The organism is Paenibacillus sp. J31P190, assembly GCF_059692075.1.
Window position 1 is genome coordinate 192,249 of record NZ_JCAUAS010000001.1, and the last position, 16,782, is coordinate 209,030.

Genomic DNA, 16,782 nt, shown 5'->3' on the forward strand with positions numbered 1-16,782 from the left:
GTTCCTTCTATTGTTCTATTTTCCAGACTGTTCGATTAATATAATCCGTATAACTAAGTATGATTCTTACAACCTTTTTTGAAACATTGTCGGTGTCATAGTCCGGAACAGTTTTAAAAGGCTGTTTATTTTCAGCATACTGAGAAACGACAAGATTAATGGCATCCAAGACATTACTTTTCTTTAAACCGGACATTACAAGCGTCCCTTCATCCATTCCCTCTGGTCGTTCATGCGCTTGTCTTATAGTTATCGCCGGAAAATGCAGAATTGAAGACTCTTCTGTAATTGTTCCGCTATCTGAAATTACACAAAAAGCATTTTGTTGAAGCTTAATATAATCAGCAAATCCTAATGGTTTCATTAACTCAATTAAGCCATGAAACTTAAAATTGCCGCGTTCAATCAATTTTTGCGTTCTTGGATGAGTTGATACGATTATCCTTTTTGAATAAGTCTCAGCGATCGAATTAAGGGAGTCGACTAAATCACTGACATTCGTCGGGGAATCAATGTTTTCTTCACGGTGAGCGCTAACAACAAAATAATCTCCTTTAGCGAGTTTCAATCTTGTCAAAACATCACTGTTGCTTATTTTCTCCGATTGTCTTTCTAACACTTCTTTCATACTCGAGCCAGTTTTAATAATTGTTTCAGGTCTTATTCCTTCATCAATCAAGTATCGACGTGCATGCTCTGTTAAAGTCATGTTAATATCGCTTAATTGATCAACAATTTTACGATTGATTTCCTCTGGCACCCTTTGATCAAAACAACGATTGCCAGCTTCCATATGGAAAATAGGTATTTTGTTTCTTTTAGCCGAAATCACTGATAAGCAAGAGTTTGTATCCCCATAGAGTAGAACAGCATCTGGTTTAATTTCCTTAAACAATTCATCGGTTTTAATAATAACGTTACCAATAGTCTCTGCTGCTGTGTTACCGACAGCTTCAAGAAAAATATCAGGTTTACGAATCCCCATGCCTGAAAAAAATATTTCATTTAATTCGTAGTCATAATTTTGTCCTGTATGGACCAACACGTGCTCTGTGTATTTATCTAACTCTTCAATAACACAACTAAGTTTAATAATTTCCGGACGAGTTCCGACAATAGTCATAACCTTCATATTAATAGCCCTCACCATATGCTTTGGTTTTCAGTTCATTCTGTATATAATCAAGATTCTTCAACATGTTGACCATTTGATCTTTATATAACCTTTCGGTATTGTGAGAGTTATAGTCTTCTGCTTCTGTAATTATTTTTTCGCCATCCACGAAAAATTTTCCGTAGTTTAAGTCACGATCATCCATTGGAACCATGTAGTATCGACCTAAATCAAATGCTTTTACATTTTCTTCACGAGTTAGGAGTGTCTCATATACTTTCTCACCATGACGAGTTCCGATACAAGTAATGTCGGCGTTTATATTGAATACTTCCCGCATAGCCTCTGCCAATACCTCGATAGTTGCAGCCGGCGCTTTTTGTATAAAAAGTTCTCCGCCCTTAGCATGCTCAAAGGCAAACAAAACCAAATCTATAGCATCATCTAAAGACATCATGAATCTAGTCATATTAGGGTCTGTAATTGTTAAAGACTGTCCTGTTTTAAGCTGTTTAGTAAACAATGGGATAACAGATCCCCGAGATGCCATTACATTGCCGTATCGTGTGACCGAGATAATCGTATTGTGATTTGTTCCCATTCTTGCCTTAGAGACAACTAGCTTCTCCATCATAGCTTTAGACATTCCCATGGCATTAATTGGATATACCGCTTTATCTGTAGATAGGCAGATGACTTTTTTTACTTGATTAGCTATTGCAGCATTTAGAACATTTTCTGTACCTAATACGTTAGTGCGAACCGCTTCTAAGGGGAAAAACTCGCAGGATGGCACCTGTTTCAAGGCTGCTGCATGAAAAACGTAGTCAACGCCTCCCATAGCTGCCGCTATACTAGAATATTCTCGAACATCCCCAACATAAAATTTAATTTTAGGATTTTTATATTCATTTCGAAGATCATCCTGCTTTTTCTCGTCACGAGAAAATATACGAATTTCCTTAATATCGCTGTTTAAGAAACGTCGAAGGACAGCATTACCGAAAGAGCCTGTACCACCGGTAATAAGTAATATTTTATCTTTAAACATATTCTCACTCCTATTTTCTAAGGTTTTATAGTTTTATAGTTTTATAGTTTTATAGTTTTATAGTTTTATAGTTTTATAGTTTTATAGTTTTATAGTTTTATAGTTTTATAGTTTTATAGTTTTCTACTCTCTTTCTCAGCTGACCTGAGTTGACTTCTCATAATCACTAAAACTTCTGCAATATTTTTTTGGCAGTAATTAAACAACCATCTTGTCTTACTTGATGTATTAATCTTAGAATTTTATAATATAATCCACCTGTTGACATGGAAATTGGAACTGTGGATCGTATTGTTTCTACCGGTAATTCACCCATATTTCTATAAATCTCCCTATCTGCAAGTTTTCTTGAATGTTCTTCCGCTTCCCAGTAATTAGAATGCTTTTTAAGAAATTCTGCTGTTCTTATGTAAAAGTGATAGGGAGTGCCCTCCAATTCACACATTTCTTCAACACTTATTTTATCAATCATAGAAATCCATAGTCTCACACATTCAATCGTATGTTCATTTGTTGTCTTACCTGTCTGGTTCAAATGAACTCGTGATTTAATGTAGATACCAGGGCAAAACTTAACCATGGCTCCACGAAACATTCTAAACCATAAATCATAATCTTGAGTTGTCCTTTGCTGAACATCGAACAAACCAACACGATCAAAATGAATCTTTGGAATGAGCATTGTACATCCATTTGCAAGACCTCTAAAAACTGGAAAAAGAGGAACTGATAATTGATAATTCCCATAAAGTTTTGAGTAATCTACAACATCAATCGTTCTAGATTTATGGTTAATTAATTCATATCCACCATAAATTATAGCATTCATTTTGTCGCTATCTTCCAGGCTTTGCAAAAACTCAATTTGCTTTTCCACCTTTTCAGGCTTGTACACGTCATCATGGCTTAGCCATGAAAAGTAATCGCCAGTCATTTCTTTAATTCCTAAGTTTAAAGCTGTTGACACGCCTCCATTATACTTTGAGAAATAACGAATCCTATCTCCATAAGATCTGGCAATAGTGTCGGTTGCACCATCATCATTTGAGCCATCATTTACAACAATTATCTCAATGTTTGAGTATGTCTGGGCCAACGCGCTGTCAATAGCTTCTTTCAAAAAATTTGATCCATTGTAAACAGGAATTACTATCGATACTTTTGGGGTAATCATTTATCCACCAACTTTTTATGTCTATAGTACTTATCTTTCAGAAGATTAAGTATTGACAGTGGAATCAGCCCGACAATAAGTGGTTTAATGACATATAAAAAGCCTCCCGGCATCAATCCAAGTGCGCTAAAACCTTTATATCTCACTATTGCCTCATTAAATTTGTGGCGATATTTTCTTCGTTTGTATAGAGACTGGTCCTCTTGTACAAAGTATAGCGTGTCTTCAAGATTCGCTCCTTTATTACCATTAGCATATAGACGCATGAACAAATCGTAATCTTCAGTTCGAATCGTTTCCTTTGCTACACGATATCCTCCAACTTTCTCCAGTGCTTCCTTACGAAACATAACTGATGCGTGGATAAAGGGTATTACAAATAGAAAATCTTTATTTTCAGGGAAACTATTATATTTACGGTGACCCCATATGCCGTTCTCATTGTATAAATCGGCACTACTTCCGACAAAGTCAAATTCCTTATTATTCTCTAAAAAATCCAACTGGATCTGAAGTCTATTTACAGCCGAATAATCGTCTGCGTCCATAACCGCTATGTACTTCCCTTTGCTTAGAGATATACAACGGTTTCGAGCCGTGGCTGCCCTCATGTTTGTTTCATTTCTAATAAGCTTGATCCTGCTGTCGCCCTTGCTAATATTTGTTAGAATTTCATAGGTACCATCAGTAGAACCATCGTCGCAAATAATAAGTTCAAAGTTAGAAAAAGTTTGGGCTATAATAGATTGAATAGAATGTTGAAGCACTTTTTCATCATTCATATTAAAAACACTCATAATAACTGAAACTATCGTCACCCTAGTTTTCCCCTATACTAGTAATAACCTAATTTATTTAAAGTAGTAAGTAATAATCCTCGATCATAATACGAGTATAGCAAAAACACAATCATTACTACTACTTATTATGATAGATTATTTGGAAACCCTCTTCCAGTATGCTAAAATAAACTCGAACTTTAGCGAAGAAGGAGACTGTTTTATCATGAGTGCAAGTAAGAATGCCTACGCGGCGTCGCGCGCAAAATCTAGTGGAACGATAACGACAGAGAAAAGCTCTGTTATTTTTTGGTTTTTAGTAGCTTTTACGGGTTTGTTCATGTTCTGGGCGCCGTTTCAGCGGGCGTTGTTTAATGGGGGAACTTATGATTTCGAGCGATCAATTTACTCGGCATCAGTATGGTCTTCCATTATTTTACTGTTAATTGCTATCTTTGCATTTTTTGTTTATAAGCTCAAAGAGAGTAAAGATTTGCTGACCATTCTGGTCATGTTGATGCCACTGACATACGTCATTTCGCTATCGCATGCAGCCTCACATTATTTGGCAACGAATATGATCTACATTCAAATACTATATGCAACATTCTTTATACTAGGTGTTTTTTTGACGAAAAACAAATTAGGCACATTAATTGTTGCTGGAATTCTGATGATTTCCGGTTATGTTATTGTTATTTTCGGACTTCTGTATTTGTTCGGCAATGGAAACTTTGCTGGCCATTTATTTGGATGGTTTGCTCTTATGGATCAAAACAAGCCACTGCTATATAGGGATGCAGTCATGTCAGAATCATACGGTCTTAGGCTTACATCCGTCTTCCAATATGCTAACACATATGCGGCTTACTTGATTATGTTATTTCTTGGATCTTTATTTTTTATTGTGAAGTCTCGCAAATGGTATACAGTGCTGCCTCACGCACTTATGATGGTGCCGATGATTGTTTCCTTCTGGCTCACGCTCTCTCGTGGAGCGATTGTCGTCATTCCGGTTATTTTCTTAATTATGTTATTCTTTTTTTCGATTAGCAGACAAATTTTGTCGTTGATTCAACTTGTACTAGCTTTCGCAGCGTCATTGGTCATTCTACAAAAAGTAACAGATATCGGGATTGGATTACAAAAACAGCCTAGTGCAGCGGAATCCTGGCACGGTTGGTGGGTTTTACTTCTTACATCGATAGTTTTCACTGCACTTGCAATCGTTATTCAACGCTTCGGAGCTCCTTGGGTGGAGCGAGTGACAGCTCGATTCTCAGCAAAGAAGAATGCTACTTTCATCCTTCCAATAGCTGCTATTATCGTCGGTGTTATAGGAGCTGTTCTTCTTTTCGGAGATACAGGTTTGAAAAATATCCTTCCTAACAATGTCAAAACACGTATTGAAAACATTAACTTCCAACAAAACAGCGTTCTGGAGCGCGGTACTTTTTACAAAGATGCTGTGAAACTCTGGTTGGACTATCCGATTATTGGAGCAGGCGGTGGCGCTTGGGCTTCTTTATATGAGAAGTATCAAAACAACCCGTATACAAGTCGTCAGGCTCATAACTTCGCTCTTCAATACTTGGTTGAAGCTGGAGCGCTCGGATTCCTTGCTTTTATCGGTTTCGTGATTGCTGTCATGGTATTCTATATTCGAAGCTATATTAAAAGTTCACAGGAGAAAAGAGATCTTCACTTCCTATTTTTCATCGTAACGATTTCTCTCTTGATCCACAGTATGATTGACTTTGATTTAAGCTATGTGTATTTGGGTGCTATCCTTTTCCTTGCACTAGGTGGGATGCTGAGTAACAGTACATCGGCTCCAATTCGATTAAAGTTTGATTCACTTGCGCTTCACAAAATGTTCCCGGCAGTCCTGGCTGTCTTGTCGATCGTGATGTTTTATATCTCGGCTCAACTAGTCTCAGCGAATAGTTCTTATAAACAAACACTTGAGACTGTTAAAAAGAGTCAGGATTACAACCAAATCGTAGCTCCACTGGACAAAGCGATTTCTCTACATCCTGCTCATCCAGACTATTTATTAACAGGACAGGTTAGTAGAATCGGAATCCTTCTTCAAGTATCTAATCAGATGCAGAAGGAAGACCCGAAGAAGGGCGAAGCTTTTTTCAATCAAGCCCAAGATCTTCTTAACCAGTTATTGAAAAAAGAACCACATAACCGCATGGTGGCGATGCAGCAGCTCAATATGCTTCTCATCAAAGGAAACAAGCTAGAAGCGTTAAACTGGTCCAACGCTCAGATTCCTAATTATCCATGGTATATTGAAATGTATGAAAAGAGTATGTCTCTAGGCATTGATCTTGCGAATGAAGCTAGAGAAAAGAATAATATGCAAGAATACAACACTAGACTCGATAATGCTCTCGCCACTTACAAAGACGTTCTAGCGCGAGTTGATTCTCTGAAAAACCTACCGAAAGAACAAGCACAGGGTCGCGCGTTTGCAGTAACACCGAGCATGGCTTTAAATGCAGGTCAAATTAGCTATATGCGTGGTGATTACGTAGGTGCAACTGCAACTATTCAACCGCACATTTCTGAAAATCTAGATGACCAAACGAATCGCGTTCTGATCAGATGGTATTTGGCTGCTTTACAGAAACAGGGCACGAAGGATCAAGCCCTTCTTGATAAGCTGATTGCCAAGGACCCCGCTGAGAAGCAGAATATTGATGCGATTATTGCCACGAATTTTCCAACGAAATAAAAAAGGTGCCACATTGATGTGGCACCTTTTGCTTTTCAATTATCGCCCCGTCCACATATCCATCACGCTGTCCGGATCCTGAAACATTTTATAGGGAATGTAGCAGTAACCTTGATCTCCCCAGTCCTCGCCCCAGCTGTTGCGCACGATAACATGACCTGATAGGCCTCGATCCACATAGCCAACTGCCAACATGGCATGTCCGCCCAGAACACGTTCAAGATTCTTCTTTGGAACCGGAATTTTGCCCGTTTGGGCTGCTTCAGGAGATTGGAAGCTCTCGTATAACATCATACCGATAACAACGGGTGATTGCTCAGCTATTGCTGCCTTGAGAGCATATAAATCCGTGATCCGATGGTAGTCGCTGATCTTGTAGTTAGCTGCATCACTTTCTGCTTTGGGATCTGGCGTATCTCTGAAATCTGCAATATTGTATGGATAATCCTCTTCTGGACAAACGCCAATCTTCTGGAGCACTTTCATCCCATCTCGGATATAGGCCCCTGAATCTTCATCTACATGACCCTCGAGCTTGCGTTCGTACCAATACAAGAAAAGCCGAGAAAGGGCTGTCCACTTCTCATGACTGCTTACGAGCAAATACTCTCGAAGCCCGCTAGCTATGGCGTTAGCGGTGCAGCTTCCGAGTGCTCCTTGATCCACAATGGGGACATGTTTGAGCGCAAGTCGACTTTCTTGGGCAGCTCGCTTGGAGACTTAAACGCTGTGCTCATAAAATGATAATCGCGTAAATCACGCTTTTCCCGTTTCAAAGGGATCACACGATTCGACATAACCAAACACCCTTTCCAATATGATACATAATTATATATTTTATACTAAAATGTGTATACAATCTGTTTCGCTAGACTAATAGAAGCCTGCCCCCCTTGTATCGTCAATTTCTACTGTTCTGGCACCACACAAAACAACCCCCGAAAAGAATCAACGATTCTTTTCGGAGGTTTCCTTATCGTCTAGTCGCGCAACATACCTTGATGCGGATGCGGGTGAGTACCGCAATATTCATCTGTCTCTGAACAAGTATACACATGCTCATAGACAGGAACGCAGTGGTGGCGGTTAACGATTTGAATAGGATGAATAACTTGAACTTTTTGTGGGTGGTAGAAGTCTCTTACGATTCTTTCTGGACTTGTCATGATCGGGTCAGTCGGTGGACATTGATATGGTTTGCCTGGGCCAGGTTGACTAGGTTGGCTAAGCGGACTGAGTTGGCTAGGTTGGAACGGTTGGCTAAGCGGGCTGAGTTGGTTAGGGTTGTAATGATCCATTGATGGGTCAACTCCTCTATAGGTTTATGTTAGTATACGTTTATCCCTAGTCCAACGAGTGTACAAATGCCCATATATCCAATATTTGGGCGGATTATGTGGGCCAAGCGGGTTAAATGTCCAAGCAGGAATGAAAATGGCAGGCTAACAGCACCATGATGCCTCTCCCTTTTGCTTCATATATTTGTTACAATTGAACAATGGTATATACTTGATGGTTTCGTCCCATCCCCCGCGTCTTGAATTCCCATACCTTAGAAGGAGGAGGGAGTATGATGAATCATACAACTCAAAACACGAATTCCGACTTTCGTCATTTAACATACTCTCATGCCCCTGATTATTCGGAGATGCATCTCCATCATAAGCTTTGGAATTATTTCCACGAAAAACAAATCGAGAATCGTTTGCTCTCTTGGTCCAAAGCCGCTAAAGGAGATTATTTCCGTCAGCCGCTGGATTGGAAGCTTGTCGAGGGCAATCTCGTCGTTCAGCTTTCTCCATTACCAGAAGGCTATTTGCCGTTTTCACATATAGAAAAAGCAGTTTTAAGTGATGAATCCAAAGGAAAATTGCTAATCTCCATCTGTAAAGCGCTTTCCATTCTGCATGAAGAGCAGTTTTACATGGGATTTTTGCTGCCAGAGCAGCTTTTTTTCGATCCACAAACGTTAGCCATTATCATCGATGTCCAACCATTCCCGTCCGCTATCGAATTTATTAATCATTTATTGACGGACTTTTCATTTACTTCTTTTCCGCGTTATGCACGGCGATTTCTTCTTTCCCCAGCTGCTGATTTTGAAGCTATCCATCTACTGATTCATACAATCTATGGCTCCGATTCCGTGCCAACTAACCTGCAGCAATTATCAGAGCGTCTGCGTACTGAGCCAGAAACTATGTTATTCGCAGATGAAATTGCCGATATCATTCGAGCAGCCTTTCAACTGCCTGAGCAGGTGCAACCGCTTATTTACCATAGCAGCCCACAATGGCTGCACCCTGCCGCTGCGCCAATTACACAAGAACATCAAAAGCTTTTTCGATATTTTTTACAGTCAAATGAGAAACGTTTATTAGGGCTCGTTTGTGAGGATGAGGCTATTCGATTTGATGTTTACACTCAGAATGTCAATGAGATGTTAGAAAGAGGCTATTTCTTCAAGATTGTCTCACAAGGACTTCCTTACTCAACCTTGCGTGAAGTGGTCTCCCGAACCTTACATCTGGCTTATGGCTTATTTCCTGAATCTATCACTATGCTGAGAAATCTTTCTCGTAAATTTGAACAACTTCTTAAAAAGCACTATGAAGGCGACGATATCCTTTATCTGCTAACCGAGTGGTTGTATCAATTTTTATCTTCCGTGATCCCGATGTTCCCTGTTCAAAACATTTTCTATATTCTTGAAAACTGCGAACACTTCGATGAAGACTCCCAGCTTATTCTCCTCAACTTTTGGCGAGAGCATGGCCATGAGATGACCGGATTGCATGTAATTTTCAGCGGCAGCAAGATACCTTCTCAATTCACTGGCCTATCTTTTCAAACGCTTGAAATCCATCATTCGGACCTAGCGATCTATGAACAGCTGTTGTCTTCACAATTTGGACGAGCTGATTCCACGTTAATATCCGAATTGAAAAATTGGTTTTATGAGCACAAGATCAACTTTAGTCACTGCCGCATCATTTTAGAGGAGCTTATTCATTCTGGAAGTATTCATTTAACCAACAAGGGCTGGCACAAAACAACTTCATTCCATCTTGATTATGAAAAGCTTCACTCTCTTCACTTGTTTTCTAATCGCATCTCCCTTTTGGACCATGAGGAAATAGAGCTGTTACGACTCCTATGTTGTTTGCCTATGCCAATAAGCGTGTTTTCCCTGTTTAAGGCTAATGAAGTGGATTTAGGGAGTATCCTCTCATCGGTTACGAAGCTGGCAGAGCTTGGCCTTGTTCATGTCAGTCACAATGATAGTTTATTTATCTCAACTGAAATTACCGAATTGGTCTTACAGCAGCTGCCGGCAGTTCAATTAATGTCTTACTACCAAAAAGCTTTGGTCTACCAGCAGCAATTCCGCCCACTTGCCTTACCTCAACTCATTACACTATCCAGCCAAGCGAGTGAGTATAAGGTAGAGTATTATTTGCTTTTAAAATATTATAAACAAATCCGTTCCCTGCTCTCGTATGGGCAAAAGGTTGAATTATTAGAACGCATCAAATATTTATACGAAAAATTAGAAAGACCTTATCTTATTTTCCTAGACAGGCTGCTAAGTAGAATGTATCTACTGCTTAACCAATTTGCTCTTTCCGAACAATTGGCACTAATTGTATACGAACGAACGGGCAAAATCACGGATCGCTTCGGGTGGATGTATATCCGCATCCTGCAAAATGATTTGGATGTTTATATTTTACGTGAGCAGCTGTTCCCCTTTATTTTCGATGAAAGTCAGGCATTAGATGACCGGGTACGGGCTGCATTTCTACTCAACACCAGTAATCTCTGTTTCCCTCTACAGGACGAAGAGGTGCGTAAGCTTCATGTCTTCTATACCGAGGTCGTCTATCCAAAGAGAAATTTGCTTTCACTTCGCCATTTTGCGGAGATTACGAACTATTATACGATTAATATGTTGATTCATTTTCCTGAAACCGAGGAGTGGGCGTTATCCATTGCAGCTAAGTTAGAACCGCTTTTGGAAACTTCCCCTCATACGGACCTCATGCTCCGTCTTTATGATTTATATTCCTATCAGAGCAACAATAAGTTGATCAATACGTACGTATACCGCGGGATTGAAGGTGCCAAGCGCTCTGGCTACACGATCAAGGAACAAGTAGGCCATCTGAATGCCATGGAGTTTTCATTAAATCAAGGAGACTTAGCCAGCTACCACTATCACAAAGAACGTGTCCTGCAGGTTGACGAATTGCGGCGCAAGGATTTGGCTGAGACTTATTTAACGAATCAGTTGTTATACGCACTTGAATGGGAGCAGTGGGAACTGTTTCAAGAACTTGAAACCCTCCTGTTCGAGCAGCAAATCACAGAGTCGAGTTTGGCTTTACTGTCCGTTTTTCAAGGTTATGTCGCCTTCCGTCAAAACCTGCCTATCACCATCCCGGGCTTTTTGAAATATGAGAACACCTCGTTCTTCTTGGACGCACTATTCCAAACTAGGGAAGGAAATCTGGAGCTAGCCTGCAAGCTTTTTGAACAATTCATTTCGAAAAATAACTCAGGGATGTACGCTGGTTGGGCTTACCGAGAATTGCTTACGTTTCTCCTAGAGCTTCGCTCGGAGAATATGGGGATTTGGTTCGAAAACTTTGAAGCTTATCTCAAACGATGCTCTTTTGACATCTTTTGGCCCGATTATTATCGACTTTCGGCAGAGAGGTCCATGTATGAGGGAGATGTTCAAAATGCGATGCTGTATTTGCGACGTGCATTAAATGGCTATCAAATTATTCAAAAGGAAACTTGGCGTCCCTACTTGACCGCATGTATGGAACGGGTTATTCGACCCACCTTTGCTCCGGCATCACCTGCTATTATGCAGGATGACTTTGTTCAAAAAATGATTGCCGACCGCGAGCAATGGCTGCTCCTGTCTTTGGATTTACAAATCATCATAGAGCTCAGTGAACAGGTTACCGAGACTTTGGATCTAATGACAACGATGCAAAGATTGACCAAGGCACTTTTTGACTATTTTCCTGTCATTCAACTAGCCATTACCTACAAACTGCTGCATTATAAACACAAGGTTTTCGTTACGGCTTCCGGACTCAGAGACCACGATGAATTGATTGCCTATCAAAGCCGAAGTGAAGATAGTTGGGCCCACACTTTCACTCTCTTTCAGCGAGGTGATCAAGCTATTACGCTCCAGGTTTTTGTAGATGGTATGACTAAAACAAAGCTTCAACATATGGAGCATTTTCTTTCTTTCATCAAACCGCATATTATCAACGTTCTCTTGCATAGAGAGATGGTGATTGATAACCTGACCGGCTTTTATTTACGCGGTTATTTCATGGAAAAGCTGAGGGAAGAATTCGATCTGTCTAGACGTTATAACCTCGACTTATCCGTAATCATGATCGACGTCGATAATTTCCGCAGGGTCAATGAGTTTGGACACCCGGAAGGGGACCGAGTTTTACGAGAAATCGCAGATATTTTCCGGTTTAATTTAAGAAAGAGCGATATCGCTGGACGATATGGCGGTGAGGAACTTATTTTAATTTTACCTAAAACGGATGGGAAAGAAGCCCTCAAGATTGCCCATCAGCTGCGAAGCGAAATAGAGAGAGAATTTGCCTTCGGGCGCCCATACCAAATCACCGTCAGTGTGGGCGTGTCTTCTCTAGAGCTCTGTCGTCCAACTTCGATAGAGGAATTGATTGAACAGGCCGATACGGCGGAGATTACAGCGAAGCAGACGGGGAAGAACAAGGTTGTTGCGGCTTGGGAATGTTATAATGTTCACTGAGGTGAATGCTATCGAAGAATTGTTAAAGCAGATACTAACTAAATTAGAACTGATGGATTTGAAGATCGACCGAATCCAACAAACTTTAGATGCACACCATGTTGATAATATCGATACCGACAATACGTTACTTGAAGCGATCCAGACCACAACCTTCACAATAAGCCCATAAGGGCTTTTTTTTTATGATAATAAGTAACCGATGAAAGAGATCTGTGATTTGCTCGACGACTCCGTCTTAAGACTGAGCTGTATGTCATCCGCCGGATGGTTCAGACGCGCCGATCGATCCTATATAATGAAATCGATAAGATGCTGAAGATATCGAGCTAATTTTAAAGGAGATATGCTTATGATGAAAAACATGCGAAAAACCAAGGATGTCGGCATTTATGGCTTAACTGCAAAGTGGTATGATAAGAATTCTCGCAAAAGTCGAATGACTCAAATGCAAACCTATGCGAATGAAGTTGCATCTTTTGTCGGCAAACGTGCAAATATTTTGGAAGTTGCACCCGGGCCGGGTTATTTGTCAATTGAACTCGCCAAGAAAGGGTTTAACGTTACAGGAGTTGAGATTAGCCCAGACTTTGTGAAAATTGAAAAAGATAATGCAAAAGAAGCAAATGTTTCAGTAGATTTTAAAGAAGGTAACGCATCCCATCTACCATGCGAAGATAGCTTTTTTGATTCTATTATTTGCAGTGCTGCATTCAAGAACTTTAAGGACCCCGTAAAGGCGCTGAGTGAAATGTATCGAGTGCTGAAAGAAGGTGGAACCTCCCTAATCATCGACATGAATTATGAGGCAACATCTGAAGATATTAACAATGAGATTAGACAGTCAGGAATGAAAGGATTTGACAAGCATTTTGTGAAATTTGCATTCAAAACTTTCCTAAAACAAGGTGCTTACACGAAAGAAGATTTTGAGTCACTTTTAAAAGAAACCCCTTTTAAGAACTACAAGATCAATAAAGAGGGTATTAGTTTATTTGTCTATCTTTATAAATAGAAGGTTCCTTTACCAAACCGAAAAAGAAAGAAGCCTCCCATAAGTTCGGTGAACTCATGAGAAGCCTCTATTTTGGACACGACTTACATCATGCCGCCCATTCCACCCATGCCGCCCATATCAGGCATGCCTGGTTTGTCTTTTTCTGGTTTGTCAGCGATAACCGCTTCAGTTGTCAAGAACATAGCTGCTACGGAAGCTGCGTTTTGAAGTGCGGAACGAGTTACTTTAGCAGGGTCAACGATACCTGCTTCGAACATGTTCACCCATTGGCCTGTTGCTGCGTTGTAGCCAATGCCTACTTTTTCGTTCTTGAGGCGCTCAACGATTACGGAACCTTCTTGACCAGCGTTAGCTGCGATTGTGCGAACTGGCTCTTCTAGGGAGCGTAGGATGATGTTAACGCCTGTTTGCTCGTCACCAACAGCTACTACTTTAGCTACTGCGTTGTACACGTTAACTAGGGCTGTACCACCGCCAGAAACGATACCTTCTTCAACAGCTGCACGAGTTGCGTTCAGAGCATCTTCGATACGAAGTTTGCGCTCTTTCAGCTCAGTTTCAGTTGCTGCGCCAACTTTGATAACAGCTACGCCGCCAGAAAGTTTAGCCAAACGCTCTTGCAGTTTTTCTTTATCGAAATCGGAAGTTGTTTCTTCCAATTGTGCGCGAATTTGAGTAACACGTGCGCCGATGTCTTTTTTGTCGCCAGCGCCATCAACGATGATTGTGTTCTCTTTGGTTACGCGGATTTGACGCGCGCTACCCAATTGGTCAGGAGTTGTGGATTTCAGATCCAATCCAAGCTCTTCTGTAATCACTTGGCCACCAGTTAGAGCAGCGATATCGCCAAGCATAGCTTTGCGACGGTCACCGAAACCTGGAGCTTTAACAGCTACGCAAGTGAATGTTCCACGAAGTCTGTTTACTACAAGCGTTGCTTGTGCTTCGCCTTCAACATCTTCAGCAATGATCAGAAGTTGTTTACCGGATTGAACCACTTTTTCAAGAACAGGCAAGATTTCTTGGATGTTCGAGATTTTTTTGTCAGTGATCAGGATGTATGGGTTGTCGAGGACAGCTTCCATTTTATCCGTGTCAGTGATCATGTATGGGGAAGTGTAACCACGGTCGAATTGCATACCTTCTACAACTTCTAGTTCAGTAAGGAATCCTTTGGATTCTTCAACTGTGATAACACCGTCTTTACCTACTTTTTCCATAGCTTCAGCGATCAATTCGCCTACTTCTTCGTCAGCAGCAGAGATTGCCGCTACTTGTGCGATGGATTGTTTGCCTTCGATTGGCTTCGCGATAGCTTGAAGCTCTTCTACAGCCGCTTTAACAGCTTTCTCGATACCTTTGCGGATAACCATTGGGTTAGCGCCTGCAGTTACGTTTTTCAGACCTTCACGGATCATAGCTTGAGCTAGAACCGTTGCAGTTGTCGTACCGTCACCAGCAACATCGTTTGTTTTGGTAGCAACTTCTTTAACAAGTTGTGCTCCCATGTTTTCGAAAGCATCTTCAAGCTCGATTTCTTTCGCGATAGTAACACCGTCATTTGTGATCAACGGGCTGCCAAATTTTTTCTCAAGAACAACGTTACGGCCTTTAGGACCGAGGGTTACTTTTACAGCATTAGCTAAAGCATCTACCCCACGAAGCATCGCGCGGCGTGCGTCTTCACTGAACTTAATTTCTTTTGCCATGATAGGAAACCTCCTCTAATTTAGAACCTGTACATAGTAAGTAGTAATACGGAAAAACTAAGTAAACGCAGTGCCGATCTATATCCTGCTAAATTAGGCTAATACAGCGAGAATGTCGCTTTCGCGCAAGATCAACAGTTCGCGGCCTTCGTATTTCACTTCAGTTCCAGCGTATTTGGAGAAAATGATGCGGTCGCCTTCGCTTACTTCAAGCGGAACACGTACGCCATCTTTCAACGCGCCTGCGCCTACGGCTACAACTTTACCTTCTTGTGGTTTTTCTTTAGCTGTATCTGGCAGCACGATGCCACTTGCTGTAGTCTCCTCTTTCGCAACGGCTTCAATGATTACTCGATCACCTAACGGTCTGATCATGGAAAAATAGCCTCCTTTAGAAAATTGGTAATGGGTGTATTCGGTTATTAGCACTCGAATGTGTTTAGTGCTAACAACAATTCTTATGATACTCATTCTGGGAGTAATTTGCAAGTCCTTTTACACATTTTTCATTCTTTTGGACACCCCCCTCATTCTACCCAAATGAAAAACAAATATTCCCTTCGAAAAAAGAAAAACAGCCTGCACGTTACGCAGACTGTTTTATCATTTAGGACCGAACTCCCGCTCCCACTCAGCATCCTTCGCCAACTGCTTGCGATAGATAAATCCCGACATAAATACGCTAAATTCATACAAAACAATAAGCGGCAAAGCCACTAAGATAGCCGATATCGCATCCGGCGGCGTGATAACCGTAGATAAAATAACGAGCAGCATGTAAGCATACCTTCTGAACTTGTGCAGACGCTTCGGATTCAAAAGACGAATCTTCGTGAGGAACATCACGACAATCGGCATTTCAAACACAATGGCCAATGGAAGAATGATGTTGAACATGAATGTAAAATATTGCGCCGCGCCATACATCTCCGTGATTTCGAGACTCCGGCTAATGGAGGAAGTAAAGTAAAAGGCCATCGGAAAAACAACCCAATAACCGAAGGAAAGACCTCCCAAAAAGAGCAAAAACGCATAAGGAATATAAATAATCGAAGCCTTCTGCTCAGCCTCACGCAAACCAGGCTTAACAAATGCCCATATATGATAAAGAATGACTGGCAGGGTAATCAAAATACCTACGGCCAACCCAAAATTCATATACAAGCGCAGAGCATCCCACGGAGAAAAAACGTTCCAACTGATGCTGTCAGCAGGCGGAATGTTTTTGAGGTAACGAATGATCGGCTTCGCACAGATTAGTCCGCCTACCATCCCTATGACCAGGACGACCAGTACCCACATGATTCGTTTGCGCAGCTCACCAAGGTGCTCTACGAGTGACATTTCTTCGTTCGTTGTCATATTTCACCAAC

The 16,782-nt window shown here is 40.9% G+C and carries 13 protein-coding genes; 3 read left to right on the forward strand and 10 right to left on the reverse strand.

Translation table 11 applies throughout. The features are described from left to right. Positions 1 to 7 precede the first annotated feature (7 nt). The 4 genes from wecB to AC58U0_RS00825 all read right to left on the reverse strand — a co-directional run bounded on the left by wecB (position 8) and on the right by AC58U0_RS00825 (position 4,157). Entirely contained in the window at positions 8 to 1,132 is a 1,125-nt protein-coding gene (gene wecB / locus AC58U0_RS00810; RefSeq protein ID WP_497377108.1) for a non-hydrolyzing UDP-N-acetylglucosamine 2-epimerase, read from the reverse strand. Between the two features lies 1 nt (position 1,133). Beyond that, positions 1,134 to 2,165 carry a polysaccharide biosynthesis protein gene (locus tag AC58U0_RS00815; protein WP_497377109.1) on the reverse strand — a complete coding sequence of 344 codons (1,032 nt, stop codon included), beginning with the start codon at positions 2,163 to 2,165 and terminating at the stop codon, positions 1,134 to 1,136. A gap of 166 nt (positions 2,166 to 2,331) precedes the next feature. After that, the gene (locus tag AC58U0_RS00820; RefSeq protein ID WP_497377110.1) at positions 2,332 to 3,339 is read right to left on the reverse strand and encodes a glycosyltransferase family 2 protein; all 1,008 of its coding nucleotides are present in this window, start codon (positions 3,337 to 3,339) and stop codon (positions 2,332 to 2,334) included. Next, positions 3,336 to 4,157 (reverse strand): glycosyltransferase family 2 protein, encoded by an 822-nt coding sequence (locus AC58U0_RS00825; protein WP_497377111.1) that lies wholly within the window; start codon positions 4,155 to 4,157, stop codon positions 3,336 to 3,338. The genes AC58U0_RS00820 and AC58U0_RS00825 overlap by 4 nt, the downstream gene beginning before the upstream one ends. A gap of 187 nt (positions 4,158 to 4,344) precedes the next feature. Between AC58U0_RS00825 and AC58U0_RS00830 the strand changes: the two genes are divergently transcribed. After that, positions 4,345 to 6,864: an O-antigen ligase family protein gene (locus tag AC58U0_RS00830; protein ID WP_497377112.1), complete on the forward strand. Its 2,520-nt coding sequence runs from the start codon at positions 4,345 to 4,347 to the stop codon at positions 6,862 to 6,864. Positions 6,865 to 6,903: 39 nt separating this feature from the next. Here AC58U0_RS00830 and AC58U0_RS00835 read toward each other — a convergent pair whose 3' ends face one another. From AC58U0_RS00835 to AC58U0_RS00845, 3 genes are all read right to left on the reverse strand, one after another. Then, on the reverse strand, positions 6,904 to 7,530 hold the full coding sequence (locus AC58U0_RS00835) for a C1 family peptidase (protein WP_497377113.1): 627 nt from the start codon (positions 7,528 to 7,530) through the stop codon (positions 6,904 to 6,906). After that, entirely contained in the window at positions 7,488 to 7,661 is a 174-nt protein-coding gene (locus AC58U0_RS00840) for a hypothetical protein (protein ID WP_497377114.1), read from the reverse strand. The genes AC58U0_RS00835 and AC58U0_RS00840 overlap by 43 nt, the downstream gene beginning before the upstream one ends. Positions 7,662 to 7,844: 183 nt before the next feature. Beyond that, the gene (locus AC58U0_RS00845; RefSeq protein WP_497377115.1) at positions 7,845 to 8,162 is read right to left on the reverse strand and encodes a hypothetical protein; all 318 of its coding nucleotides are present in this window, start codon (positions 8,160 to 8,162) and stop codon (positions 7,845 to 7,847) included. A 272-nt stretch (positions 8,163 to 8,434) separates the two neighbouring features. Here AC58U0_RS00845 and AC58U0_RS00850 point away from each other — a divergent pair, with 272 nt between their 5' ends. After that, positions 8,435 to 12,682 carry a GGDEF domain-containing protein gene (locus tag AC58U0_RS00850; protein ID WP_497377116.1) on the forward strand — a complete coding sequence of 1,416 codons (4,248 nt, stop codon included), beginning with the start codon at positions 8,435 to 8,437 and terminating at the stop codon, positions 12,680 to 12,682. 352 nt (positions 12,683 to 13,034) lie between these two features. Further along, entirely contained in the window at positions 13,035 to 13,697 is a 663-nt protein-coding gene (locus AC58U0_RS00855; RefSeq protein ID WP_497377117.1) for a class I SAM-dependent methyltransferase, read from the forward strand. Positions 13,698 to 13,780: 83 nt separating this feature from the next. Here AC58U0_RS00855 and groL read toward each other — a convergent pair whose 3' ends face one another. The 3 genes from groL to tatC form a co-directional block, all read right to left on the reverse strand. Continuing rightward, positions 13,781 to 15,409 carry a chaperonin GroEL gene (gene groL / locus AC58U0_RS00860; protein ID WP_056830967.1) on the reverse strand — a complete coding sequence of 543 codons (1,629 nt, stop codon included), beginning with the start codon at positions 15,407 to 15,409 and terminating at the stop codon, positions 13,781 to 13,783. A 93-nt stretch (positions 15,410 to 15,502) separates the two neighbouring features. After that, positions 15,503 to 15,784 (reverse strand): co-chaperone GroES, encoded by a 282-nt coding sequence (gene groES, locus AC58U0_RS00865; protein WP_028553854.1) that lies wholly within the window; start codon positions 15,782 to 15,784, stop codon positions 15,503 to 15,505. Positions 15,785 to 16,012: 228 nt separating this feature from the next. Beyond that, positions 16,013 to 16,771: a twin-arginine translocase subunit TatC gene (tatC, locus tag AC58U0_RS00870; protein WP_307605648.1), complete on the reverse strand. Its 759-nt coding sequence runs from the start codon at positions 16,769 to 16,771 to the stop codon at positions 16,013 to 16,015. Positions 16,772 to 16,782: the final 11 nt, after the last annotated feature.

Bases quoted from the DNA above. Each gene is read 5' to 3' on its own strand.
- wecB (WP_497377108.1), bottom strand. From the start codon at position 1,132: ATGAAGGTTATGACTATTGTCGGAACTCGTCCGGAAATTATTAAACTT.
- AC58U0_RS00815 (WP_497377109.1), bottom strand. From the start codon at position 2,165: ATGTTTAAAGATAAAATATTACTTATTACCGGTGGTACAGGCTCTTTC.
- AC58U0_RS00820 (WP_497377110.1), bottom strand. From the start codon at position 3,339: ATGATTACCCCAAAAGTATCGATAGTAATTCCTGTTTACAATGGATCA.
- AC58U0_RS00830 (WP_497377112.1), top strand. From the start codon at position 4,345: ATGAGTGCAAGTAAGAATGCCTACGCGGCGTCGCGCGCAAAATCTAGT.
- AC58U0_RS00840 (WP_497377114.1), bottom strand. From the start codon at position 7,661: ATGTCGAATCGTGTGATCCCTTTGAAACGGGAAAAGCGTGATTTACGC.
- AC58U0_RS00845 (WP_497377115.1), bottom strand. From the start codon at position 8,162: ATGGATCATTACAACCCTAACCAACTCAGCCCGCTTAGCCAACCGTTC.
- AC58U0_RS00850 (WP_497377116.1), top strand. From the start codon at position 8,435: ATGATGAATCATACAACTCAAAACACGAATTCCGACTTTCGTCATTTA.
- AC58U0_RS00855 (WP_497377117.1), top strand. From the start codon at position 13,035: ATGATGAAAAACATGCGAAAAACCAAGGATGTCGGCATTTATGGCTTA.
- groL (WP_056830967.1), bottom strand. From the start codon at position 15,409: ATGGCAAAAGAAATTAAGTTCAGTGAAGACGCACGCCGCGCGATGCTT.
- groES (WP_028553854.1), bottom strand. From the start codon at position 15,784: ATGATCAGACCGTTAGGTGATCGAGTAATCATTGAAGCCGTTGCGAAA.
- tatC (WP_307605648.1), bottom strand. From the start codon at position 16,771: ATGACAACGAACGAAGAAATGTCACTCGTAGAGCACCTTGGTGAGCTG.